Source organism: Streptomyces sp. CB02058 (assembly GCF_001905505.1).
Classification (GTDB): domain Bacteria; phylum Actinomycetota; class Actinomycetes; order Streptomycetales; family Streptomycetaceae; genus Streptomyces.
Genome location: NZ_LIPG01000004.1, coordinates 516866 through 543706 on the forward strand (window position 1 = coordinate 516866; position 26841 = coordinate 543706).

The window sequence follows — 26841 nt, forward strand, 5'->3', positions numbered from 1 at the left end:
TGGCCCTCAGGTATGACCCACGACCGGCACGGAGACGGATTCGTGGAACCCCTGCGCGCTCCTACCGTCTTGATCAGCGATATGGACCACGAGCGAGACAGTGAGCGGGTGGCACGGGTGACTCAGCGGAATCGGCCGACGGACAAGGCGTTCGCTCCCGAATATCAGGGAGCCCTCGGCTCGTTGTCGGTGAACTCCTCCCTCACCGAGGTACTGGCGAAGGGCGTCAAGGAGCTGAGAGCGGCCGAACACGCCGGGGAGCAGAGCGAGATGGCGCGCTGCGGACTCGCCGTCGCGGAAGCGTGCCGACGGCTGGGGAGGGTGGAGGAGGCGGACGCCGCCTGGAAGTCGAGCTACCGCGCGGCGCGTTCGGCGGAGGATCTCGGGGCGATGGCCTGGGCACTGTGGAGCGGAGGCACGCTCGCCCGCCAGCGGGGCTCGCTGGCACTGGCGTACCGCCTGCTGGGGCTCGCGGCCGAACTGGGCGAGCGGGGAGGCGACGTGGTCGTACGCGGCTATTCGCTCGCCGGCCTCGCGGAGACCGGGCGCATCCAGGGCGACTACCAGGCCGTCGGCGAACTGCACGAGCGGTTGCTCGCCGAGGCCAGGAAGCGCGGGGAGGCCAGGCACACGGTCTGGGCTCTGGAGGGCATCGCCCAGATGCACCGGAACACCGGCTCCTACGACAAGGCGCTGGCGCTCTTCGAGGAGGCGGCCGTGACGGCGGGCCGGGCCGACGACTGGCGGGGGCGGGCGTGGGCGCTGCGCGGCATAGCCGACGTGGTGTCCGTACGCGACGGTGATGTGGAGCGTGCGCTGGCGCTGCTCAGCGAGGCCGAAGCCGTCTGCCGCGAGATGAAGCTGTCCAGTGCGCTGGCGTACAACCACAAGATGCGGGCCAATGTGCACTACCGGGCCGGGCAGTACACGCAGGCCCGCGACACCTACGAACTGGCCCTCGGGGAGTTCGAGGAGATGAACGAACCACGGGGAGCCGCGCTCTCCCGGCTGGGGCTCACCAAGTCGCTGGCCCGGCTCGGGCGGAATCCGGCGGAGACCGCGGTTGAACTGGCCGGGCTCCGGCGGACCCTCGACCGGATCGGTCTGCGGCACGCCCGGGACATGGTCGACAAGGCGGTGGCGGAGCTGGGAGTGGGCCCGCTGCCCGGGCTCGCGCCCCGCGTGGAGGAGGCGGCGGCCCGATGACCTCGCCCACGACCGTACGTGCCGAAGGGGCGCGCGAAACAGGCACGGCGTACGCCCCCGGGACCGCGCGGGCCGCGGCCCGCACACTGGCCCGCTGCCGGGACCTGGTACGCCCCTCGTTGTCCGCCGCGATAGAGCGGCTCCACCCGTGGCCGGGCGAGATGGCCGCGTTCTCGCTGGGCTGGTGCGAGGTCGGTGGAGGACCCGCCGACGGATCGTTCGAGGGCAAGGGGCTGCGCCAGACCCTCGCCGTCCTGTCCGCCGAGGCCGCCGGGGCGCCCGGGGAGAGCGCCGTGGCCGGTGCGGTGGCCGTCGAGCTGGTCCACACCTTCTCGCTGCTGCACGACGACATCATGGACGAGGACGGGACGCGGCGGCAGCGGGACACCGTGTGGAAGGCATACGGCACCGGGCCCGCCGTGCTCGCGGGGGACGCGCTCTTCGCGCTCGCGGTGCAGACCCTCGCCGAGACACCGGGGCCGCACACCGCGGCGGCCGTGGGCCGGCTGTCCGGGACGCTGAGCGGCCTCGTGCGCGGCCAGGCGGAGGACCTGCTCTTCGCGGCCCGCCCGTGGACAGGGCCCGAGGCGGTCCGGACCGACGAGTACCGCGCCATGGCCGAGCTCAAGACCGGTACCCTGCTGGGCTGTTCGGCAGCGCTCGGCGGACTGCTGGGCGGGGCCCCCGCCCGGACCGTCGCCGCGCTCGACCGGGCGGGACGCCATCTAGGGGTGGCCTTCCAGGCCGTGGACGATCTGCTGGGCATCTGGGGCGACCCGGCCGTCACGGGCAAACCCGTGCACGGCGATCTGCGGCAGCGGAAGAAGACGTATCCCGTGCTGGCCGCCCTCGCCGGTCAGGGCCGCCACGCCAGGGAGCTCTCCGCCCTGCTGAACTCCCCGCAGCCCCTCGACGAGGCGGGCACGGTCCGCGCGGCGGCGCTCGTCGAGGCGTGCGGCGGCCGTACCGCCACCCTGACCGAGGCCCGTCACCACCTCGACGCCGCCCGCGCCTGTCTGCTGAGCGTTCCCCTCGCTCCGCGGGCCGCGTGCGAGATCGAGGTGCTGCTCGAGTTCCTCCTCCACCGCAGGGTGTGAGCACCGGCCGGGGCACTTTTGGACTTGCGGGTCCATTTCTGTCCGAGCACCGTGGACCCCGGCGCCCGGTCCCTCGTCGTCGGGCACGGGGCCGCCGTCGGGAATCGTCCAGGTGGAAGGAAGCCGTCCGATGAATCTTCAACTCGAAGGCAGGCGAGCCCTCGTCACGGGGTCCAGCTCCGGGCTCGGCAAGGAGATCGCCGAACAGCTGGCGGCCGAAGGCGCCTCGGTGGTCGTGCACGGACGTGACGAGGGACGGGCCGAGGCGGTCGCGAAGGGCATCCGGGAGGCCGGCGGGAGCGCGAGCGTCGCGATCGGCGACATCGGCACGGACGCGGGAGCGGACGAGGCCGCGGCCGCCGCGCTCGCCGCCGGCCCCGTGGACGTCCTGGTGAACAACGCGGGCGTCTACGACCCCGCCGCGGACTGGTCGGGCACCTCGTCCGAGCAGTGGGCCGGCATCTACAACATCAACGTCATCTCCGCCGTGCGGATGATCCGGCGCCTCGTCCCCGGAATGCGGGAGCGCGGCTGGGGTCGGGTGATCCAGATCAGCAGCGTCACCGGCCATCTGCCGCAGGCGAGCCAGCCGCACTACGCCGCTTCCAACGCCGCCCGGGGCAACCTCGCGGCCTCGCTCGCCCGCGAACTCGCGCACACGGGGGTCACGTCGAACGCGGTGGCGGCGGGCGGCATCCTCGTGCCGGCCACCGAGGACATGCTGACGACCCTGGGCAGGGAGAAGGGATGGGGTGACACCTGGGAGGAGATCGAACCGCACGCTGTCGGCAACCTGGCCCCCAACGACACGGGCCGCATCGGCAGGGTCGGCGACTACGCCCGGCTGGTGACCTACCTGGCGGGCCCCGGGTCCGGATACATCAACGGCACGACCCTCCGCGTCGACGGAGGCTGGCGCGACGCGTGATCCGCGGGCCCGGTCCGCGTGTCCGTGCCCCGCGCACCGGCACCCCTGTGCGCGGGGCACGGACAACGCGGGGCCCGTACATACGGGCCCCGCGGGGACGTCACGCACCAGCGTCAAACGCGGACCAGCCCGTCGGTGAAGGCGTTCCCGAAGACGCCGTGCGGATCGAGACGGTCGAGCACACCGACGGCCTCGGCCCACTGCCCCGGCCCGTAGGAGCCGGGGACCGTCGTCCCGATGACCTCCGGGTCCGCCCATGCCTCCGTCTCCGTGTACGCCCAGCCCTTGGACCACTCGACGCGGGTGAGGGCGTACTCGCCGTCGAAGGTGGCGAGCAGGAAGCGTTCCAGGTCCCGGTAGAACGCGTGGGCGCCGGGTGTCGACGGCTGGGTCAGGACGTCGATCCACACCGCGCAGTCGAACTCCGGCCGGTCCGCGAGCGGCCGTACGACGGAGAGCAGGGGCGGCCTGGCGCCGGGGGCCGCCGACTCCTCGGGGCGGTCCAGTCCGCCCACCCGGATCTCGACCTGCCCGTTGACCGGGAACTCGCCGCGCGCGGCCCGCGTCTTCAGCTGCTCGCTGTAGTAGGCCGCGAACTGCGAGATGACGCGCTGCACGTCCGCGCGCCGGGTGAGGATCGCGTACCCGTTGGCGGTCTCGCGCAGCGTCGTCGGGCGGAGGTAGAACTGCAGGTTGTGCGCGGCCCCCCACAGGTCCGTGGAGAAGGTGGCGGCGAGACCCGTCGCCGCAACCGTGTACTGCGCTGCGCCGAAGGCCGGGGCGAGATACCAGGCGCCCTCGCCCAGCAGGCGTCCGGCCAGCCGTGCGACCGGTGTGGGGAGCGAGTCGCTGAACGGATAGTTGTACGGGTGGTGCACGGCCCGGGCCGTGGCGGGACGCTCCGGGCTGAGGCTCCACACCTTCAGCCAGGGCTTGTCCGTGAAGGCGAACCAGATGGCCTCCACCCGGCCCGCGCTGTCGAGGAAGTCGGCGAAGGTGTTGCCCCGGGCGGCGAGTGCGCTGCCCGGAGCCGCGAAGAGCTCGTCGCTGGTGAGATCGACCCGGCTCCGGCAGCGCAGCGGAACCTCCTCGCCGGCCTGGAGGACCGCCTCGACGACGAGGCCGCGGCCGATGTGTGCGGCCAGTGCCTCGCACTCCTTGTCGGAGCCCCGGTGGAAGGTACGCACCACGTACGCGGACCGGGCGGCGTCCCAGACGACGGCGGTGAGCGAGAGGACGAGGTTGCTCAGGGTGCCGTAGGTGTGGCCGGGACGCGGGGCCTCCCCCACCGCGGGCACGCTGGTGCCGTGGGCGTCGATGGCCAGCGTGCCCCCGAGCGTCAGCTCACCCGGTGCGGGGGTGTTCGTGACGCCGAGCCCGTGGTCGGCGAGGAAGGCCGTCAGGCTCTCCAGGGTCACCCCGGTCTGAGCCCGGACGGCACCGGGGGCACCGGCGGGCGGGTCCGCGAGTTCCATGCGGGTCAGGTGCTCGGTGGTGTCCAGGAGCAGCACGTGCCGGTCCGATTCGGCGGGGCCGGTGATGGTCAGAGGCGACCAGTTGTGCGCCTTGCCGCGCGCCCGCAGCCGCCACCCGTTGGCGTGCGCCCAGTTCGCGAGATCGGCGAGATCCTGACCGCTGCGGGGAGCGCAGGCCCAGAGCCCCTGGTGGGTGATCTCTCCGGCCCAGTTGATGTAGGGGGTGCGGTAGGGCTCCAGCCCGGAGGGCAGTTCGGGAGGCGCCGAGGGGACGGCCGACGGCGTCGCCGCGGCGGACGGCTGGGCACCGGCCGCCAGGACTCCTCCGGGGACGGCGAGCGCTCCGCCTGCGACGGCCGCGGCACGCAGCACTCCACGCCGGGACGGAGGAACGGTCGATGACGTGGGGTCCGCGTTCGGTGACGTGGCGTCAGGAGAATCAGGCATGGGCACGACCGTAGGCCGACCACGCATTCCTCCCGGCGCTTAGCACGAAACGCGTGCAGGACCCTCACCCTCGGGTGTATGAGCCAGGACCCTCCCCCCGGATCGCACAGGCGGCAAAGGGCCTTCGCTCCCGTTTCAGCTGGTTGCCGTACACCGTCCCGTGACGCGTTCACACCGTGAACCCGCCACCGCCCCCGAACGGACTAATAGTCACATAGTGCTGATATCGCCTGCTTGCATGAGTGTCCCGTACAACGTCAGAGGGGAACCCATGCGCTTGCTGAGCAATGCGGTGGTCCAGGGCTCCGGCCACGGTGCCGGCGCCCGCCGGGCGGCCGGACGCGCCCTGGCGGGCGCCGTCGCTCTCGTCTCGTTGCTGGGGGCGGCGCCCGCGACCGTGCCGGCGCCGACGCCGGGCAGTTCCGTGGTGACGGTGAGGACGGGCGGCGACCGTACGGCTGATTCGGTCGTCGGCCCGCTCGCCGGAGTGCGACTGGCTCTGTACGCGTCCGAGGGCGCCACCACACCCGTCAACGGCACCTGGGCGCTGTGCACTTCGGACGCCGAGGGCGACTGCAGCTTCGTCGTCCCGGACACCGGCGACGGCGGCGCCAACGAGGGCGAGCGGTACTACGTCCGCCAGGTCGAGGACGGCGTCCCCGACGGCTGGTACACGAACCCCGATCTGCGGACCGGCAACGGCAGCGGGTCGAACTCGGTGCGGTCGCCGTACCGGTTCCGCACCCCGGCGCTGGAGGACGGCCGGACGTACTCCTCCACCAGCGACTTCATGTTCAGCACCGACTACGCCGCCAACCCGTACGTCGCCTCCGGCGGCATCTGGCAGCAGTCGCGCCAGAACCCCGGCCTGCCCGAGAGCTGCGGCCTGGACATCGCGCTCGTCCTGGACCTCTCCGCCTCCGTGGGCAGCGCGCTGCCGTCCCTCAAGGCGGCGGCCGACGGATTCACGGATGCGCTGGCGGGGACCCCCTCGCGCTTGGCGCTCTTCTCCTTCGACCGGGGTTCACCGAGCACGGGCACGGCCAACCACCCCGCTCTGATGCCGGTCTCGACCCAGGCGGGCGCCGACTCATTCAAGGACCTGTACCGCGACTGGACCCTGGGCTCGGGCACCAACTGGGACCAGGGCCTGTACGCGGTGGCCAAGGCCGAGCCGCACTACGACGCGGTCGTCGTCCTCACCGACGGCAACCCGACGTACTGGAACAACCCGCGCTCGGGAGACGGCTCGCACACCCACTTCGCCGACGTCGAGGGCGGGATCTTCGCCGCCAACTCCGTCAAGGCCGAGGACTCCCGCGTCATCGCCGTGGGTGTCGGCAAGGGTGTCGAAGGGGTCTCCGGGCTGAACCTCCGGGCGATCTCGGGCACGGAGGCCTTCGACGGGACCAACCCGACGACCGCCGACTACTACCAGACCGACGACTTCGCGGGCGCGGGCAAGGCCCTGACCGACCTCGCCCTCACCAACTGCGCCGGGACGCTCTCGGTCGTCAAGCAGATCGTGCCCGAGGACAACACGGGTGAGGACGTCACCGGCGCGAGCCCTGCGGGCGAGGGCTGGGAGTTCACCGCGACCACCTCCACACCGGGCGTGGGCGGGCTGCCCGACACCCAGGAGACCTCGTCGGACGGCACCGGTGCCGTGACCTTCGAACCCACCTACCCGGCCGGGACCGACTCGGCGGACATCGGCGTGGCCGAGACCCAGCAGCCCGGCTTCGACCTGGTGACGCGGCGCGGGCAGAACGCCGTCTGCACCGACCTCGACACCGGCGAACCGGTGCCGGTCACCAACACGGGTACGGCCGCGGCCCCGGCGTTCTCCGTCGATGTCGCCCGGCTCTCCGCGATCAGCTGCGTCATGTACAACCGGCCCGTGAAGACCGCGGGCGCGGAGGTCACCGTCGAGAAGGAATGGAGCATCGACGGAGAGACGTACGCCCACGAGGACAGGCCGGACGGCTTCGGCGCGGACCTCACCCTGACCGGCCCCGGAACCGAGGCCACCGCCCAGAACTGGGGCGAGGCCCGCGACGGGTACACCGTAGGTGACACCACGACGATCGCCGAGACCACGACCGTGCCGGACTCCTGCACCGTGGAGAGCAGCCGGGTCACGGAGGCCGACGGCGGGACGGTCGACGAGGCACTCCCCTACGAGGCCGAACTCACCGGAACCGAGAACGCGTTCACCGTGCGCAACACCGTGAGCTGCGAGGCGCGGCTGACGCTCGTCAAGCGCGTCGTCAACAAGCACGGTGGGACGGCCGGCCCCGAGGACTGGACCCTGACGGCGGACGGCCCCGGGGACCTCTCCGGTACGAGCGGCAGCCCCGAGGTCACGGACGTGGCGGTGCCCGGGGGGACGTACACGCTCGGCGAGTCCGGTGGCCCCGGGGGATACACGTCGGCCGGCTGGGCCTGCACCGGCACCGGGGGCGAGGTGCCGGTCGCCGACGGCCGGGTGACGATCGCCCGGGGTGACGCGGTCACCTGCACCCTCACCAACAAGGACGAGGGCGGCTCCCCGCATCCGTCCCCGTCCCCGCACCCCACGAAGCCCCCGTGGGAGGGCGGCCACGGCGGTGGGGACCACGGTGGTGACCACGGCGAAGGTGGACTCGGCGACACCGGCGCGAGCGGCAGCGGTGCGCTCGCCCTGACCGCCCTGGGATGCGTGCTGGCCGGCGCCCTGGCGCTGCTGGTCGTCGCGCGCAGGCGCCGCGGCTGACCCACCGCCCGCTCCACCGGCCGTCCAGGACGAGGGCCCTTCCCGGAACGTTCGACCGTTCCGGTAAGGGCCCTTCGCCAACACGACAGAAGGTGTCCGGTTTCGGCGCGAACATCGGTGCACCGGCGCAGCGCCGCACAACGACCCGGAGGATACGTATGTCAGCAGAGCTGGACGGCAAGGTGGCCCTCGTCGCGGGAGCGACTCGGGGCGCGGGCCGGGGAATCGCGGTCGAGCTCGGCGCGGCCGGAGCCACCGTGTACGTCACCGGCCGCACGACCCGGACCAGGCGTTCGGAGTACGACCGCCCGGAGACCATCGAGAGGACCGCCGAACTGGTGACGGAGGCGGGAGGCCTCGGCATCGCCGTACCCACCGATCATCTGGACCCGGCGCAGGTCGCCGCGCTGGTGGACCGCATCGCGACGGAGCACGGCCGGCTGGACGTCCTGGTGAACGACATCTGGGGCGGCGAGCACCTCTTCGCATGGGACAAACCCGTCTGGGAGCACGACCTCGACAAGGGGCTTCGGCTGCTGAGGCTCGCGGTCGAGACCCACGCGATCACCAGCCACCACGCCCTGCCCCTGCTGCTGCGCCACGAGGGGGGTTTGGTGGTCGAGGTGACCGACGGCACCGCGGAGTACAACAGGAACACCTACCGGGTCTCGTTCTTCTACGACCTCGCCAAGGCGTCCGTGCTCCGGATGGCGTTCGCCCTGGGCCACGAGGTGGGACCACGCGGCGCCACGGCGGTGGCCCTGACGCCGGGGTGGCTGCGCTCCGAGATCATGCTCGACAACTTCGGTGTCCAGGAGGAGAACTGGCGTGACGCGCTGGAGCGCGAGCCGCACTTCGGGATCTCCGAGACCCCCTTCTACGTCGGCCGGGCCGTCGCCGCCCTGGCCGCCGACCCTCGGGTGAGCCGCTGGAACGGACGGTCGCTGTCCAGCGGCGGCCTCGCCCAGGAGTACGGCTTCACCGACCTCGACGGCAGCCGCCCCGACGCCTGGCGCTATCTCACGGAGGTCCAGGACCCCGGCAGGCCTGCCGACACGGCCGGCTACCGCTGACGGTCCGGCGCCGTGGTCACTCCTGCCCCCAGTCCCATGTGTCGTAGTAGGCGGCCACGCCGGTACGACGGGCCTCCGCCACCGCACACAGCCGGGCGAAGTCCCGCCGTGGCATCAGGGATTTCCACTCGCGCAACGGCAGGACCCGGACCTCGTCGTGCTCCCTCGGGTCCAGGACGAGGCGGCGGATCTGCTCATCCGTGAGCCGGCCGCCGTCGAAGACCGCGCCCATGGTGCTGTACGGCCACTCCGCCCCGGGCAGCCCGTAGACCGCGGCCAGGAGCCGTGGCGGGCCGTCGACCGCGATGCCCGTCTCCTCCAGGCACTCCCGGGTGGCGGTCTGCCACGGCCGCTCGCCCGGGTCCATCGTGCCGCCGGCCAGCTGCCACGGATGCGTCGCGCTGTAGACGGAGCGCAGCTGGAGGGGCCGGTCATCCGCGTCGGTGAAGTACACACAGGCGAAACCGGTGGCCTTCATGAGGGTCTCGGCGTACTGCTCCGGGGGCAGCCAGGTCCGCTCGGTCTCCGGCTCGTCGATCCGTCGCACCGGCTCCTCGAGCCGCGTCATCCGCATCGGCGCGGGGCCTGCCGCGAACCCCAGCCGGCGGTGGAGCGCCGCCGCCTCGTCACCGGCGTGCGACTCGAACAGGGTGACGCCCTCTGCGTGCAGCCGGTCGACCAGTGCGGTCAGGACCGCCCTGGCGAGCCCTCGGCGCCGGTGGCCGGGCCGTGTGGCGACGGTGTGCACGCGCGCCGCGAGTCCCCCGGGGCAGGACGGTTCCGGGAGCACCGGATGGATCAGGCCGAGGGCGCAGGAGGCGGGCGTACCGTCCGGGGCGTCGACGACGAACGCCCTGGCGTCCCCGCCGGGGGCCAGTCTGGCCGTCATCTGGGTACTGCACCGGCTGATCCACTCCTCGTCCAGGCGCCCGGAGAGGCCGACGTCGGACCGCAGCCGGACGATGCCCTCGGCGTCGGCGGGCGTGGCCCGGCGTACCACCGGCGCACCGGGCACCCCCGTGCGGCCGCTGCCCGCCGTCGTCGCGCTCATCATGTCGTTCCCCATCCCATCTCCGTGTAGAGCCGGCCTTCGCCGATCGCTTCGATCGCCTTCCGTGTGTACGGGACGAGGGGCTCGGGCAGAGCGTCGGGACTCCACCACCGCCAGGCGAGGCACTTGTCGGGTTCGCGGACCTCCGGCGTGCCCTGCCAGCGGCGGACCCGGAAGACGAGCTGCATCCGGGGGCGCGATCCCGAGGTGTGGACGATGTGCACCAGGTGTACGAACTCCACGTCCGCCGGTTCGACGACCAGGCCGGTCTCCTCCCGGGCCTCCCGCACCAGGCAGGAGACGGCCGACTCCTGCTCGCAGTGCCCGGCCGGAAAGTGCCAGGTACTCCCGGCGTACGCGCTGTCGGGATGCCGGAGGCCGAGCAGCACCCGCCCCTCGTCGTCCTCCAGGTAGAGGTGGGCTCCGACGACGTTGGGCACCGTTCCCCGGACGCCCGGCACATCAGCCACCTCCGTGGTCCCCGCCGTTCCCGCCGCCTCCACCGTCCCCGGCGGGCGCGCGCCGTCCTCACGGCGGCCGGCGGCGTCACCGCGCCGGGCCGCATGCCTGTGCACGAGTTCGCGCGTCGAGGGGCTCAGCCGCAACCGGTGCAGCATCTCGGGACGGAACCACCTCAGCAGGACGCCCTCGGTCAGCGGCAGGGTGTCGGGGTCACCGGTCCAGCGGCCGGCGAAGACCTGGATGGGCACACACAGCCCGTCCGCCCCGATGGCTCCCTCCACCGCGAAGGGCTCCAGAAGAGGCAGGTCCAGGCCCGCTTCCTCGCGGAGCTCACGCCGGAGGGTGTCCTCCAGCGACCGATCCTGGATCTCCCGGCCCCCGCCGAGCAGCGAGAACGCCCCCGGCTCCCAGATCTGCGGATGGTTGTCACGCAGGTGCAGCAGATACCGTCCGCAGCCGTCGAAGATCAGCGCCGAGGCGTTCACCGGCTGCGGTATCCCGTCGATGCCGCTGTCGAGGAGCTTCGTACGCAGTGACGCGGAGGAGACCTGGTCGAGGGGAAGCCAGTCCGTGTGCGCGTCCGTGCCGCTCCCCCGGGTCACGGGGTCCTCGTGGGCCAGGCAGTACAGGAACCGGATGTCGTAGTGCCGACCGGTGGACTCCGGGACCGCGATGTCGATCGGCACGTCCAGGTACTGAGGGGTGTGGCAGAGGTCGCCGCGTCGCAGGCCCGTCCGCTGCTCGACCTCGCCGAGCGCCACGGCCGCCGGTGCGGCGTCCCTCGGCCTCACCCGGCGGCCCGGTATGACCGCGGGTCCGATGCCTCCGGGACGGACGTGCAGGACGCGCCGATCACGGTCGACGACGACGGCGCCACACGTGATGCCGGGTCCGTCGCCCTCCTGGGTCTCCTCGTCGAGGGCCGTCAGAAGGGGGCGCAGGACGGCGCGCTCATCAGGATGGTGATCCAGGTACGCGTGCAGGAGGGTACGGACCGGGTTCGATCCAGCCGATGTCAATGTGTCTCCTCCAGTGGTGGCTGCGTCGTGGTGACCAACGAGCCGGGCCCGATTTCGAACACATGTTTTTCAGCCGCTCCGAGAACCCCGGTCCTGAGCGGATGCCGGAGGGTGCGGAGTGCACGGACCCTTGTCCCGCAAGGAATCCCCGGTGAAGGTGGTTGGCCGAAACGCCGATGTCCTCGGCCGGGAGGAACCCGCACCCGCGCCACGGAGTTCGCGCTGTCGGCCAGGTCGGAACGCCCAGGCGGGGAACCACGTCCACCGGGCTGTCGGCGGAACCGAGGGGTGTCCCGCCATCGGCAGAGCAGTTCAGGCCATGACAGCCTGGAAGTGGAACACCGGCGACCACTGAGAAGAGGATCTTCTGATGACCGCAGTGCTGGAGACAACCGATCGGCTGATCGACCCGCAGGTGTTCGCCGGTCGAATCCACCTCGACGGCGAGTGGACCAAGGGCGCGGGCGGGACGATCGACTCGGTCGAGCCTGCCACCGGCGAGGTTCTCGCCACCATCGGCCTCGCCGACACGTCGGACGTCGCCCGCGCCGCCGAGAGCGCCGAGCGCGCGCAGAAGAAGTGGGCCGCTCTGCCGCATCCGCAGCGCGCCGCCGTACTCCGCCGGGCAGGCCGGCTGTGGGAGCAGCACGCCGAGGAGATCGTCGACTGGAACGTGCGCGAGGTGGGGTCGGTCCCCCCGTTCGCCGGATTCGCCGTCAAGGTGACCGCGTCGGAGTGCTACGAGGCCGCGGCCCTGCCGTCCCATCCGCTGGGGCAGCTGCTGTCCAGCGAGGAGCCCCGTCTGTCGTTCGCCCAGCGGGTTCCCGCCGGTGTCGTCGGCGTGATCTCGCCGTTCAACGTGCCGCTGATCCTCGGCATCCGAGCCGTCGCTCCCGCTCTCGCGCTCGGCAACGCCGTACTGCTGAAGCCCGACCCCCGTACGGTCATCACGGGCGGGGTCACGATGGTGCGGATCTTCGAGGAGGCGGGCCTCCCGAAGGGCCTGCTGCAGCTTCTGCCGGGCGGCGCGGAGGTGGGCGCGGCGATCGTCGAGGACCCGCGGGTCCGCGTGATCGCGTTCACGGGCTCCACCCGGGCGGGCCAGGCGGTCGGTGAGCTGGCCGGGCGCCACCTCAAGCGCGCCCACCTCGAACTGGGCGGCAACTCGGCGTTCATCGTGCGCCACGACGCCGACGTCGACAAGGCCGTCAACCTCGCCACCTGGGGCAACTACCTCAACCAGGGCCAGATCTGCATGTCGATCGGCCGCCATATCGTGCACGAGTCGCTCTTCGACGACTACGTCGCCAAGCTCGCCGCCAAGGCCGATTCGATGGTCGTCGGCAACCCCGCGGCCGGCCAGGTACACATGGGGCCCGTGATCGACGCGACCCAGCGCGACCGCATCCACACGTGGGTGGAGGAGGCCGTGGAGCAGGGCGCGACCCTCGCGGCCGGCGGCACCTACGACGAGCTCTTCTACCGCCCGACGGTGGTCGCCTCTCCGCCCAGGGAGGCCACGGTGTACCGCGAGGAGGTGTTCGGCCCGGTCGTGTCGGTCGTGTCGTACTCGACCGACGAGGAGGCCGTGGCCCTCGCCGCCGACACCGGGTACGGCCTCTCGCTCGGCGTGGTGACGGCCGACGGGCTGGCCGGCCTGGAACTCGCCCAGCGCATTCCGACCGGCATCGTGCACATCAACGACCAGACCGTGAACGACGAGGCGAACGCCCCGTTCGGCGGGGTCAGGACCTCGGGCACCGGGTCGCGCCACGGCGGCGCCGAAGCGAATGTCGAGGCGTTCACCGAGACCCGCTGGATCACGCTCCGCCGCGAGCCCGCGCAGTACCCGCTCTGACAGGGAGTGGGACGGCCGGTGCACCGGGACGCGGAGCCTTCGTCCCGGTGCACCGGCCTCGGTGTTTCCCGCGGGGCGGTCCTACGGGCCGCCCGCCGTCACGGGGTCACCGCCGGCGGCCCACCGTCACCGGGTCACCGTCCATTTCTGGTTGGCACTTCCGGTGCAGGTCCAGATCTGCAGCCGTGTGCCGTTGGCGCTGTTGCCTCCGCTCACGTCCAGGCACTTGTCGGCCTGCGGGTTCACGATGTCGCGGGCCGCGGGGGTCGCCCACTGCTGCGCCGCCGTCCCGTTGCAGTCGTACAACTGCACCGGGGTCCCGTCGGCCGTACCGCCCGAAGCGACGTCCAGGCACTTGCCCAGCGCACGGATCGTGCCGTCGGAACCGACCGTCCACTTCTGTGCCGCCGTCCCGTTGCAGTCGTACAACTGCACCGCCGTGCCGTTCGCCGTCGCGCCGGCCGCGACGTCCGCGCACTTGCCCGCGAGGCCGGTGATGGGCCCGCCGCCCGACTGTTCGCCGGTGGTCACGCGGACGTAGTCGACGACGAGTTGCTGCGGGAAGGTGGTGCTGCCGTCGGGGTCGCCCGGCCAGTAGCCGCCCACCGCGAGGTTCAGGATGAGGAAGAACGGCTTGTCGAACACCCACCGGTTGCCGTTGAGATCGGCGGGCGTACGGCGCTGGTACACCGTGCCGTCCACCGACCAGGTGATCGAGTCGGGCGCCCAGTCCACGGCGAAGGTGTGGAAGTCGTCGGCGAACGCCGCCCCGCCCGGCAGCGTGTAACCGGCGCCGATGCCGCCCGAACCCGAGTACCCCGGACCGTGCAGGGTTCCATGGACGGTGCCGGGCTCGAAGCCGACATTCTCCATGATGTCGATCTCACCGCTGTTGGGCCATCCCACACTGCCGATGTCGGCGCCCAGCATCCAGAACGCGGGCCAGATGCCCTGACCGCGCGGGATCTTCATCCGGCTCTCGACATGACCGTACGTCGACGTGAACCTCCCCGACGTGTTCAGACGCGACGAGGTGTACTCGCATCTCCCGTACCAGCACTGGTAGTTGCCAGGGTTCTCCTTGCGTGCGGTGATGACCAGATTGCCCTGGCCGTCCAGCGCGGCGTTGCTGGTGCCCGCCGTGTAGTACTGCCGCTCGTGGTTGCTGACGTTGTCGCCCGTCTCGGTCAGCCACTTGCCACCGTCGACAGCCGAACCCGCCGGCCCGTCGAACTCGTCGGCGAACGTGACGGCCGCCGTTGCCGCCGCGGCCGTCGTGGGCGCGGTGGCCGACGTGGAAGTGTTCTGCGTGAGTCCGGTGGACAGCGAGGCGAGGCCGAGCGCCATGACCAGAGACAGGACCAGGCGTCTGGGGAAACGCGTGGAACTCATTCCTTCTCCCTTCGGGGAAGTACTTAGTTCAACACGTGATTTAAGGAATGAACGCCGACCCTGTCAAGGCTTTGGTCTGGACCGGAGACACGCACATCGCGACTTGATAGGCAAGTGAACGATTGCCTATGGTGTGGCCGTGGCCGACGACCTCTTCAAAGCCCTGGCCGACCCCACCCGTCGCACCATCCTCGACGAACTCACGGAGAAGTCCGGGCAGACGCTGTTCGAGATCTGCTCGCGGCTGACCATGAAGCATCGGCTCGGCATCTCGCGCCAGGCGATATCCCAGCACCTCGCCGTGCTGGAGGCCGCCGGGCTCGTCGAGACCAGGCGGGTGGGCCGCTACAAGTTCCACGACCTCAACACGGCCCCGCTGCGGCAGATCGGCGAGCGGTGGCTCGCGCACGACACATCCGGACCGGAGGAGAACACCCCATGAGAATCCATCTGACCAGCGTCTTCGTCGACGACCAGGCCAGGGCCCTGCACTTCTACACGGAGATCCTCGGCTTCGTGAAGAAGCACGACGTGCCGCTGGGCGAGAAGGACCGGTGGCTGACCGTCGTCTCGCCCGAGGAGCCCGGCGGCACGGAACTCCTCCTGGAGCCGGTCGGGCACCCGGTCGTCAGGACCTACCGCGACACGCTCGTCGGCGACGGCATCCCGCTCGCCCAGTTCGCCGTCGACGACGTGCACGCGGAGTACGAGCGCCTGCGCGCCCTCGGCGTCCGCTTCACCCAGGAACCCCTGGAGATGGGCCCGGTCACCACCGCCGTCCTCGACGACACCTGCGGCAACCTGATCCAGATCGCGACCCAGCCGCAGTAGGCCGACGGCCGCCTCCGCCCGGCCGGGCGGAGGCGGCCGTCGGAGCCGGGGCTCCCGTCACGCGGCCGGAGCCGACCGGCCGAGCGACGTCTCGGCCACCGGGCGGCGGCCCGCCGTCACCAGCGAGACGAGGGAGATCGCCGCCGCTCCGAGGACTGCGGTCACGGCGAAGGTCGTGAATCCCAGGCCCGCGTTCCCGCCGGCCAGGACCGCGCCGCCGAGAGTCGGGCCGACCACGGCGCCGGTGCGGCCGACGCCGGTGACCCAGCCGAGGCCGGTGGCACGCTCACGAGGGGCGTAGACGCGGGCGGTGGCGGCGTAGACCATGACCTGCGCGCTGAACAGCCAGACACCCGTGACGAAGACGACCACGTACGCCACACCCAGCGGAAGCTCGTTGCGCAGCAGGAACGTACCGGCGGCGGTCAGCAGGAACCAGATCGCCGAGATCTTCACCGGGCCGAAGCGGTCCGCCGTACGACCCGCCACGAGCATGCCGACGATGCCGCCCGCGTTGATCACCATCAGGAAGGTGACGGACGAGGAGAGCGAGTAGCCGGAGGCGCGCATGAGTTCGGGCAGCCACGTCGAGACGCCGTAGACCAGGAGCAGACCGGCGAAGGACGCGACCCAGAGCAGCGGGGTGGCCAGGCGGGTGCCCGGCGCGAAGAGCGCACCGATCGCGGCCATGCGGCCCTTGGCGCCGGCCTCGGGCGCCTGCTGGACACCGGGGCGGTCGAGGCCGTACCGGTCGGCGACGGCGTACGCCTCCTCCGTACGCCCCCGCGCGAAGAGCACACCGGGCGACTCCGGCAGCCACTTGACCACCAGCGGTACGGCGATGACGGCGGGCAGCACGCCCGCCCAGAAGACCCAGCGCCAGCCGTGCTCGGGGGCGACCGCGAGACCGATGCCGGTGGCCGCCATGCCGCCCGCGTGGTACGAGGTCATCATGAGCCCGGTCGCGAGCGCGGCCCGGCGGGGCGGGGCGAACTCGGCGACGATCGCCAGCCCGATCGGCATCAGACCCCCGAGGCCCAGCCCCGAGACGAAGCGTCCGGCACCGAAGACGGCCGCCCCGGGGGCCAGCGCGCACAGCGCGGAACCCAGCGAGAACAGCACGACGCTGCCGGTGACCAGGGGCTTGCGTCCGAGCCAGTCGGTGAGCGTACCCGCGGCGAGGGCGCCGATCAGCATGCCGAAGGTGGTCCAGCTGCCGATGGTGCCGGCGAGGCCCGGAGTGAAGCCGAGATCCTCGTCGGCGAGAAGGTGCGGCATGGTCGCGCCGTAGATGTTTACGTCCATGCCGTCGAAGAAGACGGCCATCCAGCACAGGGCGATGACCAGGGCGACGCCACGGAACGAGCGATCGCGCGGGGGTGGGGACGGAGTCACGGAGCACTCCCTTTCTGCCACTGCGGTGTGGCGTGCGGGTGGCCCTTCGCTCACAGTGTTCGCGTGGTGAAATTTCATTCACCGGAGGGGCGATGTGAGTGTTCCTGCGGGGCCCCGCACTGTCAATGGTTGTGACGCACGTCGGCGGCATCACCCCCGGCCGGTCCGCCGGGTGACGAGGCTTCCCGGCACCTCGGGGTCCTCACTCGTCGAGCCGTAGGCTCGCAGTCCGCTGTGCGGAGTGCCGACCTGTTCGAACGCGACGAGGAGACCGCCGGTGGACGCCGAAGGAGCGCATACCGCGATCCAGCTTCCCGAAGGGTCCTGGTGGGACTGGGACGTCGTCGCCTGGACGGGCGGACAGCTCAGGCTGGCCGCCGGCCACGACTTGACCTACCATCACGGCCTGGAACTGGTTTTCGGCGATCCGGTCTTCGTCCGCTGCCCGTCCGGCTTCCACGATCCGGTCTTCCGGTCCCCGTCGCCCGACGAGCTCCTGAAACTCAGCCGTGAGCTCGGAGAGAGGCCGCCCGTCGTGGTCGCCTTCGAGGCCGACGCCGGCGGACAGGAGTCGGCCACGTGCCTCATCGCAGCAGAGCGCCTCGACATCGTCCAGGAAACGGTTCTGCGGTACTGGCGCGAGGACGCGGGGCCCGATCAGCGGTTCGCTCCCTGGGTGTCACCCCCGGGCCGGTAGGCGCACCGGGTTGCGCGGCCGGCTCGTGTGACGGGTGAGGCGCCGGCCGGTCATCGGGCGGGGCCGTAGAGGAGCCACCACGTGTTGATGAACCTGAACCCTGAGCCGTCCGCTCCTTCAGCCCAACCGAACGACTCGATCCGAAGGTCATCCCTCATGGGGAATTGACCGACTGTTTCAGCAATCCAGTGGGGCATGACACCGACGGCGCCCCGGAACACCTCGGCGGGATCCTCCTCGATCAGGACACAGGCCCGATGGAGCACCGCGAGGGACAGGATCACTTCGCGGTGGTCGTCGGACCTCGACAGGGCGACACCGCATGCCACCACGCCGCGCCTGATGATCTCCGGGTCTCGATGACGCACTCCGAGTGAGGCCATGCGGGCGGCGAAAGCCTTGAATACCTTCCAGGTGGAATGCCGGGTGAACCTGACGATCACCTCCATGTCCTCGGTGCTGTTGATCGCCCGGATCGCCGCGTCGACATGAGCGTCCTCGGCGCAGGGTAATTCCCGTGGTCCGTATCCGAGGTACTTGTCCGGATCCAGCGCCTCCCACTGCTCTTCCGTGAGAATCACAGCCTCACCACCCACCCCGAAGAAGAATGCGCGTGTTCCCCGCCCCGACCATGCCCCCATACTCCCCCCGTTCAGGGCGCTGTAGACCGACCGACCTCCTCGGTTCGGGGCGCTTTGCCGGGTGAGGGCCGGGGTGGATGGAGAAACCTGCGGCTGTGGCGGCCCGGGAGCCACCGTGGGACGGCAGGCAGTTCAACGGCTGAGAGGGACGCCTCGCCTCGACGTCCGGGCCCTCCACCCATGCGCCAGGCGGCGACGCGTGGGACCTACGGGCCTACTTGGCCCTCCTGGTGTTCCACACGGGCAGTTGCTCGAAGACGGCGACGGCGTCCTCACGCCAGTGCCGACGCCAGGAGGCCGCCTCGGTGGCGGCGGCTTCCGCGTAGCGGTCGATGGCCGACTGCAGACGCTCGTGCACGTCGTGGCGGTAGGCGATGTCGCGGATCCGGTCGATCTCCCGCGGTGTGCACCTGGAACTCCCGAGAGCGGCCCTGATGGTGTCGTGCTCCACCGCGTCCGTGACGGCGAGCAGGTCACGGACCAGATAGGTGAGGCGGCCGGCCCTCAGGTCGGCACCGAGGGGTTTGCCGGTGACGTCCGGGTCGCCGAAGAGGTCGAGGTAGTCGTCACGCATCTGGCCGCTGATGCCGGCCAGCATGGCGTATCGGTGCAGGCTCTCCTCGTGCCCGGCCAGATCCTCGCCCGCGGCCAGCAGGCCGAGGCGCAGGGGGGCGAGAATGGAGTAGCGGGACGTCTTGTACTCGCACACGGTCTCCAACAGGCCTTCGTCCTCCGAGGAGATGACGTCGCGTTCGAGGTCGAGGATCTGACCGATGACGGTATCCGTCGTCACACCGAGCTGGACGTCGAGCAGGGCCTGTTTGCGATCGGCGGGGAGGTCCGCATCGAACAGCACGCGCAGGGCCAGGAATCCGGCGAGATCCCCCACCATCATGGCCAGGCCCAGCGCGGCCTGCGGGTTCTCGGGGAGATCCGCGCGGCACGCGTACAACGTCGAGGGTCCCCCGCGGCGCAGGGGTGAGTCGTCCATGATGTCGTCGAGGATGAGCGCGTGGCTGTGGAGCAGCTCAAGACTCAGCGCGGCTTCCAGCAGCCCTGGTATCTCCTCCTCCCCGACGAGGCGAGCCGCCTCGTGGAGCAGGGCGACCCGCACCCGCTTTCCGCCGCGCAGCGACAACTCCGCCAGCAGTTCCAGGCACCGGGGCGGAAAGCGGCCCAGCCTCGCGCCGTTGAGGTCACCGCCGAGCCCGGCGAAGTACTTCTCGAACGACGAGTCGAAGCGCTGCTGGTGACCCGCGGCACGCTCCATGACGGTCAGTGCACTGCTGTTCATCCGCGTTCGGACCGGCCTTCCTCATGGATGTCGGTGGACAGCCTGCCATTCCCGTGGACGGCGCCGCGACCTCACCCACGGCCGAGCGAGGGGGCGCTGATGCCACACGCCCGCCACGACACGCCGGTGCGCCCGAGGGCCGACTACACCTGGCCGGTGGCGAACAACTCGAGGTGGCCGCACCCGGGACAGCGGAACGCCTCTATCTGCCGACGCGGCCGGCCCATCCTCTTGGCACCGCCGAAGACTCCCCGCTCCAACGCACCCTCGATCCAGCGCGCATAACCGCGCGAGTGCTCGCCGGCGTCCTCGATGAACCCGTCCATCAAGCCGACATTGCCACAGTGGGTGCAGGTGTAGTTGTTCACCCCGCGAGTGTAGGGAACCGTGCGGCCGGGACCGACCCGCTCCACGGCCCGCGACTTCCGCCCGGGCCCATGGCCGGTACCGCCGTCGGACCGGGCGTTGCGCGTGCGCACGGCTGGAGCCACGGGGGCCCGGACCCGCCCACGGCTCCTTCGCGTCGCTGAACCGCCCTTCCGCGCGCCGGCATGATGGCCGCACTCATAGCTGGCCCTCGAACTATGGTGTCCCGCCACATACGCCCCTGACCTGGCCCTTCCTACGGTATGGCGACACGGAAACGTCCCCGCCAACTGTCCGGAAGTGGTATCCATGGCCGCCCCAGCAACCGCTCCCCCACCCCCCTCGAACCTCCGCCGCATCGTCGCAGCGAGCCTCGTCGGGACCACCGTGGAGTGGTACGACTTCTTCCTCTACGGCTCCGCCGCCGCACTGGTCTTCAACAAGCTGTTCTTCCCCGACTCCGATCCGCTCGTCGGTACCCTTCTCTCCTTCCTCACCTACGCGGTCGGGTTCGCCGCGCGCCCCCTCGGCGCTCTGGTGTTCGGGCACTACGGAGACCGGCTCGGGCGCAAGAAGCTGCTGGTGCTGAGCCTGTTGATGATGGGTGGTGCGACCTTCGCCATCGGGCTCCTGCCGACGCACGCCACGATCGGTTCCGCCGCACCCGTCCTGCTCACCGTCCTGCGCCTGGTCCAGGGCTTCGCCCTCGGCGGCGAGTGGGGCGGCGCCGTGCTGCTCGTGTCGGAACACGGGGACGCGAAGCGGCGCGGGTTCTGGGCCTCATGGCCCCAGACCGGGGCGCCCGCAGGACAGTTGCTCGCGACGGGAGTGCTCTCCGCGCTCACGGCCCTGATGTCGGAAACCGCCTTCGAGGCGTGGGGCTGGCGCATTCCCTTCCTGCTCTCGGGCGTACTCGTGATCCTCGGTCTGTGGATTCGTCTCTCTGTCGATGAATCACCTGTGTTCAAGGCGGCGCTGGCTCAGGCGGAGCAGCGCAAGGCTGCCCAGGCACCGGCGGACAAGATGCCGCTGGTCGCCGTGTTGCGGGACCACTGGCGCGATGTGCTGATCGCCATGGGTGCGCGGATGGCCGAGAACATCAGCTACTACGTGATCACGGCGTTCATCCTCGTGTACGCGACGACGGCCGTGGAGCTGAGCAAGCAGACGGCTCTCAACGCCGTACTCATCGCCTCCGCCGTGCACTTCGCCGTGATCCCGCTGTGGGGCGCGCTCTCCGACCGGATCGGTCGCAGGCCCGTCTATCTGATCGGCGCGATCGGTGTGGGGGTGTGGATGTTCCCGTTCTTCGCGCTGATCGACACCGGCAGCTTCGGGAGCCTGCTCCTGGCCGTCACGATCGGCCTGGTCTTCCACGGCGCCATGTACGCACCGCAGGCGGCGTTCTTCGCGGAGATGTTCGCGACCCGGATGCGCTATTCGGGCGCGTCGATCGGAGCCCAGTTCTCGTCGGTCGCCGCCGGCGCCCCCGCGCCGCTCATCGCCACCGCGCTGCTCGCCGACTTCGACAGCTCGACCCCGATCTCCCTGTACGTCATCGCCGCCGCGCTGCTCACCGTGCTGGCGATCGTCTGCGCCAAGGAGACCCGGAGCCGGGATCTCGCCGCCATCGAACCGGGCACCGACAGGCAGACCGCGGAGTCCGCGGCGCTGCCCGCCGACGCCCGTTCCGTCTGAACCGACGGTGCCCGGCGGATCCGGCTCCCCGGCGGGAGCCGGATCCGTCAGACCGCCCCGGTGGGCTCGAACCAGGTGGGGCCGTCCGTGAGGGACTGCTTGATCCGGAACAGCGAGAACTCGTTGAGCGGAGGCAGCGCATCGACGTCGAACCACGCGACCTCCAGCGACTCGTCGTCGTTCACCTTGGCCTCGCCGCCGGTGGCCCGGCAGCGGAAGGTGATGTCGAGGTACTGGCAGCGGTCCCCGTTGGCGTACTGCACGGGCTTCAACGCCTGGGTGAGCACCACCCGTTCGGCGACGCAGTGCACGGCCGTCTCCTCGTAGACCTCGCGCTCCGCCGTGGCCGCGGGCTCCTCGCCCGGCTCGGAGATGCCGCCGATGACCGACCACTTGCCCGTGTCCGACCGGCGGCCGAGCAGGACCCGGCCCTCGTCGTCGAAGACGATCGCGGTGACGCCCGGCAGCAGAAGCAGCTGGTGACCGGCGGTGGCACGGATGTCGCGGATGAATTCAGGAGTGGACATGGGGCGAGCCTACGTGGCCGCCGGAGCGCGTTCCGGCAGCGGTCCTTCCGCCCGTGGCGTCTCGGACCCGGGCCCTCGCACCTGGGCCGACGGGCCTATGAGCTCGTCGGCCGCCCACCGTGCGACGCCGGCGGGCCAGGGAGCCGGCAGTCCGAGGACGATGTGTGTGAAGCCGGCCCCGAGCGCCTGCGCGATCGCCTCGCGCGTCCCGCCGGGGCGGTCGTAGGAGACGGGCAGGTGGATCGATCGGGTGATCGATGCGGGATCGCGGCCCATCTCCGCGCAGTAGCGGTCCAGCAGCGCGCTGCGGCTGACGACGTCCTCGATGTCACCGCCCGGGATGTTCCACAGGTCGGCGTGTTCGGCCACCACCCGGAGGGTCGCGGACGAGCGCCCGCCGATCAGGACCGGAGGGTGGGGCCGCTGTACGGGCTTGGGATTGCCGAATGCTCCGGTGAGCCGGTGGTGGGTGCCGTGGAAGTCGAAGGGCTTCTCTTCCGTCCACAGCCGCCGGATCACCGTGCAGGCTTCGGCGAGGCTCTCCACGGCGTGTGCCGAATCGTGGAAGGGCAGGCCGTGCGCCTCGTACTCGCGGCGGGCCACCGGATGACCGGGGCGTGAGCCGACTCCGATTCCGAAGTCCAGCCGGCCGCCGGAGACGATGTCCACGGTCGTGGCGATCTTGGCCAGCATCGCGGGCGGCCTGAACCGGTTGCTGGTCACCAGCACGCCGAGCCGCAGGCGCCGGGTCCGGGCGGCGAGCGCCGAGAGCAGGGTCCAGCCCTCGTAGGCCGTTCCTTCCAGGTCGCCGAAGATGGGCATGAGGTGGTCGAAGAGCCATGCGTGCTCGATCTCCTGGATCGCGTCGGCCTCGTGCCAGACGCGCAGGATGTCCTGGTAGTCGGCCTGCGAGGGCGCCGTCATGATCCCGAAGCTCGGCCGGGGTGTGTGCGGCATGGTCGTTGGTCCTTTCGGATCCGGAGGGGTCGCCCGGCGGGTCACCGTCGCCGCAGTGCCGGGTCGAGCAGCGCCGGCGGGGTGTCGAACTTCTCGTGCGGGGCGAGGTCGGTGCCGGGAGCGACGACGGCGTCGATCTCGTCGAGCACGTCTGCGGGGAGGACCGTGTCCGCGGCGGCGAGCTGTGTGCGCAGGTGTTCGGTGGTGCGGGGGCCGATGATGGCGGCGGTCACGGCGGGGTGCGCGGTCACGAATCCCAGCGCGAGCTGGATCATCGTCAGCCCGGCCTCTTCGGCGATCACCGCCAGCCGCTCGACGGCGTCGAGCCTGGCCCTGTTGGAGGGAATCGCGGGGTCGAAGCGCTCCGGAAGGACCTTCGACCGGCTCGTGGTGACCGGCCGGCCCTTGCGGACCGCACCCGACAGCCAGCCCGAGGCCAACGGGCTCCACGCCAGCACCCCGATCCCGTACTCCTCGGTCACGGGCAGCACATGGGACTCGATTCCACGCTGCAGGATGGAGTAGCTGGGCTGTTCGGTGACGTAACGCCCCAGGTGGTGCTCGCGGGCGGCCCACTGCGCCTGCACGAGGCGGTAGGCCGGGAAAGTGGAGGAGCCGAAGTAGCGGATCTTCCCCGCGCGCTGGAGATCGGTCAGCGCCGACAGCGTCTCCTCGTCGCTGACGGTCGGGTCCCATCGGTGGATCTGGTAGAGATCGACGTGGTCGACGCCGAGACGGCGCAGGCTGTTGTCCAGCTCGGTGACCAGCCAGCGGCGCGAGGCGCCCCTGTGGTTGCGCTCGTCGCCCATCGGCATGGTGGCTTTCGTGGCGAGCACGATGTCGTCCCGGCGGCCCGCGACGGCCTTGCCGACCATCTCCTCCGACTCGCCCTCGCCGTACATGTCGGCGGTGTCGATGAGGTTGATCCCCGCGTCCAGGGCGGCATCGACGATCGCCGTGGCCTCGTCCTGGCTGGTGCGGCCGATGCTGCCGAAATTCATGGCGCCGAGCGCGAGGGTGCTGACCTGCACACCGGTGCGGCCCAAGGTGCGGTACTGCATGAGCTGTTCCTCCATCACGGGTGAAGCCTGACGGCGACGCATGGATTGGTACCGGGACTCCCGCTCTGACAGAATGAGCAAACGGAACCCGGTTCCGCTAACGATACGGAACACGGTTCCGCTTGGCAAGGGCCGGCGGCGGAAGGAGCGATCGTGGTGAACGACGGCGAGGCAGGCGCGGGAGGGACGGCTCCGCGCAAGCGGGCGGATGCCCGGCGCAACGAGATGACGCTGCTCGAAGCCGCGGCGGCGGCCTTCGTGGCGTCGGGCGTGGAGGCCCCGGTACGGGACATCGCGGCCAGGGCGGGAGTCGGGGTGGCCACGATCTACCGCCACTTCCCGACGCGGGCGGACCTGATCATCGGGGTCTTCCGGCACCAGGTCGAGGCGTGCGCCGAGGCGGGCCCGGCCCTGCTGGCGACGAGCGCGACCCCGCACGCGGCGCTGGGAAGCTGGATCGGCCTCTTCGTCGATTTCCTGGTCACGAAGCACGGACTCGCCGCCGCGCTGCAGTCCGACAACACCGGCTTCGAGGCGCTGCACGCCTACTTCCTCGACCGGCTCGTGCCCGTGTGCACAGAGCTGCTCGACGCCGCGGCCGAGGCGGGCGAGGTCAGGGCCGACCTGACGGCGTACGAGCTGATGCGGGGCGTCGGGAACCTCTGCATCGGCGCGGAGAGCGATCCCGGGTACGACCCCCGCCGCCTGGTCGGATTCCTCGTCACGGGGCTGCGCACGCCCTGAGACGGCGACCGTGCGGGGATTCCGTACGGGCGGGAGAGGTTCAGCCCCGGCGGGCCCTCCTGGCGCGCGCGGAGCGGACGGTCACCCAGCCCAGACCGGCCACGGCGAGGAGCGACAGGATGCCCTCCGGCAGGACGCCCAGCCGGGTCGCGGGCGTCAGCGAGGAGCGCAGGGGCACCTCGTCCACCAGGGCGTCCGCGGTGAACATCCTGGTCTGCTCCACGATCGTGCCGTCCGGCCGGATCACCGCACTGACACCGCTCGTGACGGGCACGACGACGGACCGCCCGTGCTCGACCGCCCGCACCTGGCTCATCGCCAGCTGCTGGTAGGTCATCTCGCTGCGCCCGAAGGTCGCGTTGTTGCTCGGTACGGCGATGAACTGGCCGCCGTTCGTCACGGTGTCGCGCACGGCGTCGTCGAACGCGGCCTCGTAGCAGGTCACGAGCCCGACCTTGGTTCCGGCCAGGTCGAACACGCCGACCTGGCTGCCCGGACCGAAGTCACGCTGCACCCGGTCGACGTCCTTGCTGAAGATCCGCACGAAGGAGCGCATCGGCATGTACTCGCCGAACGGCTGGATGTGCCGCTTGTCGTAGGTGTCGACGGGGCCGCTCTTCGGGTCCCACTCGATCAGGGTGTTGCGCAGCGGTCCGGTGTCCGGTGTGAGGACCGCGCCGATGACCGTGGGGGCGCCGATGGCCCGCACGGCCCGGTCGATGGCCTCGGTGGCGTCGGCGTTGCGGTACGGATCGAGGTCGGAGGAGTTCTCCGGCCACAGGACCAGGTCGGGCTTGGGCTCCTTCCCCGCCTGGACGTCCCGGGCGAGCTGCTCCGTACGCGCCACGTGGTTGTCCAGGACGGCCCGGCGCTGGGAGTTGAAGTCGAGCCCGAGGCGCGGCACGTTGCCCTGGATCGCGGCGACGGTGGCGGTACCGTCCTCTGCCGAGTCGTCGACCAGCGGGAGGGCGGCCAGCGCGGCGACCACGGGAGCGGCGACGGTGACGGCCGCCGCGATCACGGCGGCGCGCGGCACGGTGCCGTCGGCGCGGTAGCGGCGGACCTGGCGCACGGCCTCCAGGAGGCCGAAGCCGCACAGGACGACGGCGAAGGAGAGCAGCGGCGTGCCGCCGAGCGCGGCGAGCGGCAGGAACGCGCTGTCGGCCTGGCCGAAGGCGATCTTGCCCCAGGGGAAGCCGCCGAACGGCACCCGGGCCCTGACCGCCTCGTCCAGTGTCCAGACGGCGGCGGCCCAGACGGGCCAGTACGGGAGCCGGGAGACCGCGGCGATCCCGACGCAGCCCACGGCGATGAACAGGGCCTCGGCGAGCGCGAGCGCGAGCCACGGGACCGGGCCGACCTCCTCGCCCGTCCAGTGCAGCAGCGGCAGCATGAAGCCGAGGCCCGCGAGGAGCCCGAGCCCCAGCGCCGCGCGCAGCCTGCGCGCGCTCAGGACCCAGCCCAGCAGGGCGAAGCCGGGCAGTACCAGCCACCAGAGAGGCCGGGGCGGGAAGCTCGCGTAGAGCAGCGCACCGGAGAGGACGGCTGCGGCCGGCCGGACGAGCCGCGGCCACAGCTTCCTGCTGCGGGACGCGGGGACGGACGGCGGATCGACGGTGGTGACGGTGGCGCTCACCTGGCGGAGTCTACGGTGATCGGCTGTGCGGGCGGCAGCCGCTCCCGCTCCGGAGCGCGGTACGCCTCGCAGACGCACGACTGCCCCGGGCGGATCCCACAGCCGGGGCAGGAGACCTAGCCCTGATCCCACGGCCGAGGTCAGGTCAGGTCAGGTCAGGTCAACAGGAGCACGCCCCGCTCCCGAGGCCGAGGCGGCGACCGGAGCGCGCCCGGACCACACGGCCCGTGC

General features: G+C 71.3%; 23 protein-coding genes. 11 read left to right on the forward strand and 12 right to left on the reverse strand.

Annotation, left to right across the window (positions count from 1 at the left end; all coding sequences use genetic code 11):
• The first annotated feature begins 117 nt into the window (after positions 1-117).
• The 3 genes from AMK10_RS22865 (at position 118) to AMK10_RS22875 (ending at position 3231) form a co-directional block, all read left to right on the forward strand.
• Positions 118-1206: a tetratricopeptide repeat protein gene (locus AMK10_RS22865; RefSeq protein ID WP_241839637.1), complete on the forward strand. Its 1089-nt coding sequence runs from the start codon at positions 118-120 to the stop codon at positions 1204-1206.
• A complete protein-coding gene (locus AMK10_RS22870) occupies positions 1203-2303 on the forward strand; it encodes a polyprenyl synthetase family protein (protein WP_073749763.1) in 1101 nt (366 codons plus the stop codon). The genes AMK10_RS22865 and AMK10_RS22870 overlap by 4 nt, the downstream gene beginning before the upstream one ends.
• A gap of 130 nt (positions 2304-2433) precedes the next feature.
• The gene (locus tag AMK10_RS22875; protein WP_073749764.1) at positions 2434-3231 is read left to right on the forward strand and encodes an SDR family NAD(P)-dependent oxidoreductase; all 798 of its coding nucleotides are present in this window, start codon (positions 2434-2436) and stop codon (positions 3229-3231) included.
• Between the two features lie 113 nt (positions 3232-3344).
• On the opposite strand, the gene AMK10_RS22880 is transcribed toward AMK10_RS22875, so the two are convergent.
• On the reverse strand, positions 3345-5153 hold the full coding sequence (locus tag AMK10_RS22880) for a cholesterol oxidase substrate-binding domain-containing protein (protein ID WP_073749765.1): 1809 nt from the start codon (positions 5151-5153) through the stop codon (positions 3345-3347).
• Positions 5154-5424: 271 nt separating this feature from the next.
• On the opposite strand from AMK10_RS22880, the gene AMK10_RS22885 reads away from it, so the two are divergent.
• Both AMK10_RS22885 and AMK10_RS22890 read left to right on the forward strand, forming a co-directional pair.
• Positions 5425-7908: a VWA domain-containing protein gene (locus tag AMK10_RS22885; protein WP_073749766.1), complete on the forward strand. Its 2484-nt coding sequence runs from the start codon at positions 5425-5427 to the stop codon at positions 7906-7908.
• A gap of 158 nt (positions 7909-8066) precedes the next feature.
• A complete protein-coding gene (locus AMK10_RS22890) occupies positions 8067-8981 on the forward strand; it encodes an SDR family oxidoreductase (RefSeq protein ID WP_073749767.1) in 915 nt (304 codons plus the stop codon).
• A 16-nt stretch (positions 8982-8997) separates the two neighbouring features.
• Here AMK10_RS22890 and AMK10_RS22895 read toward each other — a convergent pair whose 3' ends face one another.
• Positions 8998-10047, reverse strand: a complete 1050-nt coding sequence (locus tag AMK10_RS22895; RefSeq protein ID WP_107428481.1) for a GNAT family N-acetyltransferase — start codon at positions 10045-10047, stop codon at positions 8998-9000.
• Entirely contained in the window at positions 10032-11513 is a 1482-nt protein-coding gene (locus AMK10_RS22900) for an NUDIX hydrolase (protein WP_073749768.1), read from the reverse strand. The genes AMK10_RS22895 and AMK10_RS22900 overlap by 16 nt, the downstream gene beginning before the upstream one ends.
• Before the next feature lie 370 nt (positions 11514-11883).
• Here AMK10_RS22900 and AMK10_RS22905 point away from each other — a divergent pair, with 370 nt between their 5' ends.
• Complete coding sequence (locus AMK10_RS22905; RefSeq protein ID WP_073749769.1) at positions 11884-13371, forward strand: benzaldehyde dehydrogenase; 1488 nt, start codon at positions 11884-11886, stop codon at positions 13369-13371.
• A gap of 126 nt (positions 13372-13497) precedes the next feature.
• Here AMK10_RS22905 and AMK10_RS22910 read toward each other — a convergent pair whose 3' ends face one another.
• On the reverse strand, positions 13498-14763 hold the full coding sequence (locus tag AMK10_RS22910; RefSeq protein WP_073749770.1) for a glycoside hydrolase family 16 protein: 1266 nt from the start codon (positions 14761-14763) through the stop codon (positions 13498-13500).
• Positions 14764-14902: 139 nt separating this feature from the next.
• Here AMK10_RS22910 and AMK10_RS22915 point away from each other — a divergent pair, with 139 nt between their 5' ends.
• Both AMK10_RS22915 and AMK10_RS22920 read left to right on the forward strand, forming a co-directional pair.
• Positions 14903-15205 (forward strand): ArsR/SmtB family transcription factor, encoded by a 303-nt coding sequence (locus AMK10_RS22915; protein WP_073750167.1) that lies wholly within the window; start codon positions 14903-14905, stop codon positions 15203-15205.
• On the forward strand, positions 15202-15594 hold the full coding sequence (locus AMK10_RS22920) for a VOC family protein (RefSeq protein WP_073749771.1): 393 nt from the start codon (positions 15202-15204) through the stop codon (positions 15592-15594). The genes AMK10_RS22915 and AMK10_RS22920 overlap by 4 nt, the downstream gene beginning before the upstream one ends.
• A gap of 57 nt (positions 15595-15651) precedes the next feature.
• Here AMK10_RS22920 and AMK10_RS22925 read toward each other — a convergent pair whose 3' ends face one another.
• Positions 15652-16989: an MFS transporter gene (locus AMK10_RS22925; protein ID WP_073749772.1), complete on the reverse strand. Its 1338-nt coding sequence runs from the start codon at positions 16987-16989 to the stop codon at positions 15652-15654.
• Positions 16990-17266: 277 nt separating this feature from the next.
• On the opposite strand from AMK10_RS22925, the gene AMK10_RS22930 reads away from it, so the two are divergent.
• On the forward strand, positions 17267-17686 hold the full coding sequence (locus AMK10_RS22930; RefSeq protein WP_073749773.1) for a hypothetical protein: 420 nt from the start codon (positions 17267-17269) through the stop codon (positions 17684-17686).
• Between the two features lie 50 nt (positions 17687-17736).
• Here AMK10_RS22930 and AMK10_RS22935 read toward each other — a convergent pair whose 3' ends face one another.
• The 3 genes from AMK10_RS22935 to AMK10_RS22945 form a co-directional block, all read right to left on the reverse strand.
• The gene (locus AMK10_RS22935; protein ID WP_073749774.1) at positions 17737-18267 is read right to left on the reverse strand and encodes a hypothetical protein; all 531 of its coding nucleotides are present in this window, start codon (positions 18265-18267) and stop codon (positions 17737-17739) included.
• A 274-nt stretch (positions 18268-18541) separates the two neighbouring features.
• A complete protein-coding gene (locus tag AMK10_RS22940) occupies positions 18542-19621 on the reverse strand; it encodes a polyprenyl synthetase family protein (RefSeq protein WP_073749775.1) in 1080 nt (359 codons plus the stop codon).
• 143 nt (positions 19622-19764) lie between these two features.
• Complete coding sequence (locus tag AMK10_RS22945; protein WP_073750168.1) at positions 19765-19989, reverse strand: hypothetical protein; 225 nt, start codon at positions 19987-19989, stop codon at positions 19765-19767.
• 307 nt (positions 19990-20296) lie between these two features.
• On the opposite strand from AMK10_RS22945, the gene AMK10_RS22950 reads away from it, so the two are divergent.
• Positions 20297-21685, forward strand: a complete 1389-nt coding sequence (locus AMK10_RS22950; RefSeq protein WP_073749776.1) for an MFS transporter — start codon at positions 20297-20299, stop codon at positions 21683-21685.
• A gap of 47 nt (positions 21686-21732) precedes the next feature.
• On the opposite strand, the gene AMK10_RS22955 is transcribed toward AMK10_RS22950, so the two are convergent.
• From AMK10_RS22955 to AMK10_RS22965, 3 genes are read right to left on the reverse strand one after another with little or no spacing between them, the layout of a single operon-like run.
• Entirely contained in the window at positions 21733-22212 is a 480-nt protein-coding gene (locus tag AMK10_RS22955; protein WP_073749777.1) for an NUDIX hydrolase, read from the reverse strand.
• 9 nt (positions 22213-22221) lie between these two features.
• A complete protein-coding gene (locus AMK10_RS22960) occupies positions 22222-23169 on the reverse strand; it encodes an LLM class flavin-dependent oxidoreductase (RefSeq protein ID WP_079180836.1) in 948 nt (315 codons plus the stop codon).
• Positions 23170-23210: 41 nt separating this feature from the next.
• Complete coding sequence (locus AMK10_RS22965; RefSeq protein WP_073749778.1) at positions 23211-24230, reverse strand: aldo/keto reductase; 1020 nt, start codon at positions 24228-24230, stop codon at positions 23211-23213.
• Between the two features lie 156 nt (positions 24231-24386).
• Here AMK10_RS22965 and AMK10_RS22970 point away from each other — a divergent pair, with 156 nt between their 5' ends.
• On the forward strand, positions 24387-24974 hold the full coding sequence (locus AMK10_RS22970; protein WP_073749779.1) for a TetR/AcrR family transcriptional regulator: 588 nt from the start codon (positions 24387-24389) through the stop codon (positions 24972-24974).
• Between the two features lie 40 nt (positions 24975-25014).
• On the opposite strand, the gene lnt is transcribed toward AMK10_RS22970, so the two are convergent.
• Positions 25015-26610, reverse strand: coding sequence for an apolipoprotein N-acyltransferase (gene lnt / locus AMK10_RS22975; protein ID WP_073749780.1), 1596 nt, complete (start codon positions 26608-26610; stop codon positions 25015-25017).
• Positions 26611-26841 lie beyond the last annotated feature (231 nt).

What these genes read in the sequence shown, in the direction of transcription:
- AMK10_RS22870 (WP_073749763.1), top strand. Translation starts at nt 1,203, where the DNA reads ATGACCTCGCCCACGACCGTACGTGCCGAAGGGGCGCGCGAAACAGGC.
- AMK10_RS22875 (WP_073749764.1), top strand. Translation starts at nt 2,434, where the DNA reads ATGAATCTTCAACTCGAAGGCAGGCGAGCCCTCGTCACGGGGTCCAGC.
- AMK10_RS22880 (WP_073749765.1), bottom strand. Translation starts at nt 5,153, where the DNA reads ATGCCTGATTCTCCTGACGCCACGTCACCGAACGCGGACCCCACGTCA.
- AMK10_RS22885 (WP_073749766.1), top strand. Translation starts at nt 5,425, where the DNA reads ATGCGCTTGCTGAGCAATGCGGTGGTCCAGGGCTCCGGCCACGGTGCC.
- AMK10_RS22890 (WP_073749767.1), top strand. Translation starts at nt 8,067, where the DNA reads ATGTCAGCAGAGCTGGACGGCAAGGTGGCCCTCGTCGCGGGAGCGACT.
- AMK10_RS22895 (WP_107428481.1), bottom strand. Translation starts at nt 10,047, where the DNA reads ATGGGGAACGACATGATGAGCGCGACGACGGCGGGCAGCGGCCGCACG.
- AMK10_RS22905 (WP_073749769.1), top strand. Translation starts at nt 11,884, where the DNA reads ATGACCGCAGTGCTGGAGACAACCGATCGGCTGATCGACCCGCAGGTG.
- AMK10_RS22910 (WP_073749770.1), bottom strand. Translation starts at nt 14,763, where the DNA reads ATGAGTTCCACGCGTTTCCCCAGACGCCTGGTCCTGTCTCTGGTCATG.
- AMK10_RS22920 (WP_073749771.1), top strand. Translation starts at nt 15,202, where the DNA reads ATGAGAATCCATCTGACCAGCGTCTTCGTCGACGACCAGGCCAGGGCC.
- AMK10_RS22940 (WP_073749775.1), bottom strand. Translation starts at nt 19,621, where the DNA reads ATGAACAGCAGTGCACTGACCGTCATGGAGCGTGCCGCGGGTCACCAG.
- AMK10_RS22950 (WP_073749776.1), top strand. Translation starts at nt 20,297, where the DNA reads ATGGCCGCCCCAGCAACCGCTCCCCCACCCCCCTCGAACCTCCGCCGC.
- AMK10_RS22955 (WP_073749777.1), bottom strand. Translation starts at nt 22,212, where the DNA reads ATGTCCACTCCTGAATTCATCCGCGACATCCGTGCCACCGCCGGTCAC.
- AMK10_RS22960 (WP_079180836.1), bottom strand. Translation starts at nt 23,169, where the DNA reads ATGCCGCACACACCCCGGCCGAGCTTCGGGATCATGACGGCGCCCTCG.
- AMK10_RS22965 (WP_073749778.1), bottom strand. Translation starts at nt 24,230, where the DNA reads ATGCAGTACCGCACCTTGGGCCGCACCGGTGTGCAGGTCAGCACCCTC.